At 73.4% G+C, this 3,318-nt stretch carries 2 protein-coding genes; both read left to right on the forward strand.

The genetic code is table 11. The features are described 5' to 3' along the window. Positions 1-1,121 precede the first annotated feature (1,121 nt). On the forward strand, positions 1,122-2,183 hold the full coding sequence (locus tag ABZ117_RS30915; RefSeq protein ID WP_356825500.1) for a cellulase family glycosylhydrolase: 1,062 nt from the start codon (positions 1,122-1,124) through the stop codon (positions 2,181-2,183). Positions 2,184-2,221: 38 nt separating this feature from the next. Then, the gene (locus ABZ117_RS30920) at positions 2,222-3,280 is read left to right on the forward strand and encodes a cellulase family glycosylhydrolase (protein WP_356825502.1); all 1,059 of its coding nucleotides are present in this window, start codon (positions 2,222-2,224) and stop codon (positions 3,278-3,280) included. Positions 3,281-3,318 lie beyond the last annotated feature (38 nt).

Raw genomic sequence — 3,318 nt, forward strand, 5'->3', positions numbered from 1 at the left:
CCCCAACCGCCCCCGGCACCGCGCGGCGCGGGGGCGGGTGGTCCCGGAGGGGTCGGTGACCGCGAAAGATGGCCGGAGCGGGCCACCCCAGAGCCGAACAGCCCACCTGACCAGGGGTTTTCCCAGACGGTAGCGCCTACCCCACCGATCGACCCCCTCCCAGCCGGACCCGCACGGCATGCCCCGCCACTCGGCCCGCATCAACGCCCGCCCGATCCCGGCACCCTCCCCCGACCGCCCCCGGTGACCTATGGCCCGGTCGGCCACCGCACGCCGGACGCCCTGGCCTCGCCGACGAAGCGGCGCTCTCCCCCAACCGCCCCGGGCAGCGCCGGTAGCGCCTGCTCCATCGGCCGCCCCCTCACGGCCGGACCCCCAACGGCGTGACCCGCCACTCGGCCCGCATCAACGCCGGACCCGCGGCCCGATCCCGTGCGACCGGCCGACACCACCGCCGGTCACTACGGCCCCGCCGGCCACCCCACGCCGGACGCCCTGCCTCGCCGACGAGGCGGCGCTCTCCCCCAACCGCCGTGACCTACCGCCCGGCCGGCCGCCCCACGCCGGACGCCCCGACCCCACCGACGAAGCGGCACACTCCCCCACCGCAAACCGCGCGGACCGCCCCCAGGCACCCCCGGTAGCGCGTGTCCCGCCGGCCGGGCCGCGGCACTCGGACCCGGGGCCCGAGCCCGACGCCCGGCCGACACCGCCTCCGGGTGACCTACGGCCGGCGCAGCCGCCGCACCCCGGGTGCGGCGCCCCCGCAACGGCATGTCCCGCCGACCGGACCCGGTGGCCGCCCGCCCATGCCCGGGCAGCACCGCACCGGCCCCGCCCCCCGGGCCACGGCAGACGCCCGCTCCCCCGCCGTCCGGCTCCCACCGCGTCACGCGTCGGAAACCTTGACAGTCCCCGGGGCCGGTGCCACCCTTCCGGCTCAGAGTTTACGTAAACATCGGGCACCGCAGGCGGTGGGGCCGCCTGCGCAAGCCTCTCTTCGCCATTGATGTTTGCGTAAACATCGCCGGCCCCGCCGTCCAGCCCCAAGCCAGGCGCGCCTGCCGCCTGCTCGCCTGCCGGCAGATCCGCGTCCCGCCCCGCACCTGAGAGAGACCGCCATGCGCACACGCGTCCGCACGTCCCGCACCACCCGCCGGTTCCGAGCCCTCCTGGCGGCGACCGCCCTCGTCGTGAGCGCCGGAACCCTGGCGGTCTCCGCACCGGCGTCCGCCTCCGGGCACCCCACGCTGGACTCCAGCCGGTTCAAGGGCGTGAACTGGGCGGACCCGCGCGACAATTACGCCGACGACCCGGTCGTCCTGTCGGGGCTGTCCACCTCCGACACCTACGCCCGGACGTTCGCCAAGGCGACCCGGGTCATAGCGGCCTTCCGCGCCAATCTCGGCGCGGACACCGTGCGACTGCCGGTCAACCCCTACACGGTCAACGGCCCGTACTGGAAGTCCTACCGCGCCGTCATCGACGCGGCCGGCCGCCAGGGCTTCAAGGTGGTCCTCTCCTACTGGGAGGGCACCGGCGCCCGCAAGGACGGACTGATCGACGACACGGCGGCGTACCGGACCATGTGGGACACCGTGGTCCGTGCCTACCGGGCCGACCCCCACGTCTACTTCGAGCCGATGAACGAGCCGCACGGCTACACCGACACCCAGTGGGCCGACATCGCCGCCGACTGGCTCGGCACCTACCGGAGCGTCCCCCGCGACCGCGTCTTCGTCTCCGGCGCCGGCTACAACGACCACGTCACCTCCGTCTGCGCCGACCCCCGCCTGCGCGGCACCTACCTGTCCATGCACCATTACGGCTTCTGGAAGGACTACGCGACCTACGACCAGTGGGTGGCGGACCTCAAGGAACGCATCGGTGACTGCGCCGGCCGGACGGTGGCCGACGAGTTCGGCGCTCCCATGACCACCGGCCTGGACTACAACCGGCCCGACGGCGCGAACAACTTCGTCAACTACGTCCAGGCGGTCACCGACACCTTCCGCGAGCTGCACATGGGATCGGTCTACTGGCCGGGCCTGCGCACCGGCGACACCTACACGCTGGAGGAGCTCACCGGCGCCCCCGGCCGGCCCTGGCTGGCCACCACCAACCGCTCCGGCGCCGACCGCCTCGCCTGGGGCTGGGGCCGCGGGAAGCCCGTACGGGACTGACAGCCGGGCACCAGCACCCACTCCCCTGGAGGAACACCATGCTCCGTATCCGCTCCGGCCGGCCATGGCGGCGGGCCCTGGCCGGCGGCCTGGCCGCGCTGGCCCTCGCACCACTGGGCGTCCTCACCGCCGCGCCACAGGCCGCCGCCGCCGGCACCTCCGCGTTCAAGGGCGTCAACTGGGCGGACCCGCGCGACAATTACGCCGACGACCCGGTGGTGCCCTCCGGGCTGAGCACGTCCGACGGTTACGCCACCGTCAAGGCCAAGGCCACCGCGATCCTCACCGGCTTCCGGAACAACCTCGGCGCCAATACCGTCCGGCTGCCCGTCAACCCGTACTCGGTGGGCACCGGTTGGTGGAACGCGTACACCGGCGCCGTCGACGCCGCCACCGGCATGGGCTTCAAGGTGGTCCTCGGCTACTGGGAGGGCCCCTCCCACAAGGACGGCAAGGTCGATGACACCTCCGCCTGGAAGTCCATGTGGAACACCGTCACCGCCAAGTACGGCAACAACAGCCTGGTCTACTTCGAACCGATGAACGAGCCGTTCGGCTACAGCGCCTCGGCGTGGGCCGACACCGCCGCGGGCTGGCTCGGCGACCATCCCGGAGTCCCCCGCGACCGGGTGTTCGTGAGCGGCACGGGTTACAACGACAACGTCACGTCCGTCTGCGCCGACTCCCGCCTCGACGGCACCTACCTGTCCCTGCACCACTACGGTTTCTGGGGCACCCACACCTACGACGAGTGGGTCAAGGACCTGAAGAGCCGCATCGGCGGCTGCGCCGGGCGCACCGTCCTCGACGAGTTCGGTGCCCCGATGACCACCGGGCTCCGCTACGACGACGCCGCCGGCACCGACAACTTCGTGCGCTGTCTGCGCGCCGACACGGACACCGTCCGGTCCCTGGGCATCGGGTCCGTCTACTGGCCCGGTCTGCGCAGCGGTGACACGTACAGCATGGAGGCGCTGCACGGCTCCGGCACCGGCCTGTCACTGACCACGAACAACTCCAGCGGTGCCGACCGTCTGCGTCACGCCTGGGCCCTCACCTCGGCCGGTGGCGCCAACCGGCGGTGGACCCGCGGCTGACCGGCGGCGGGGCCGCACGGGACCGGTCCCGTGCGGCC

This window comes from Streptomyces sp. NPDC006309 (genome assembly GCF_040613095.1).
GTDB lineage: Bacteria > Actinomycetota > Actinomycetes > Streptomycetales > Streptomycetaceae > Streptomyces.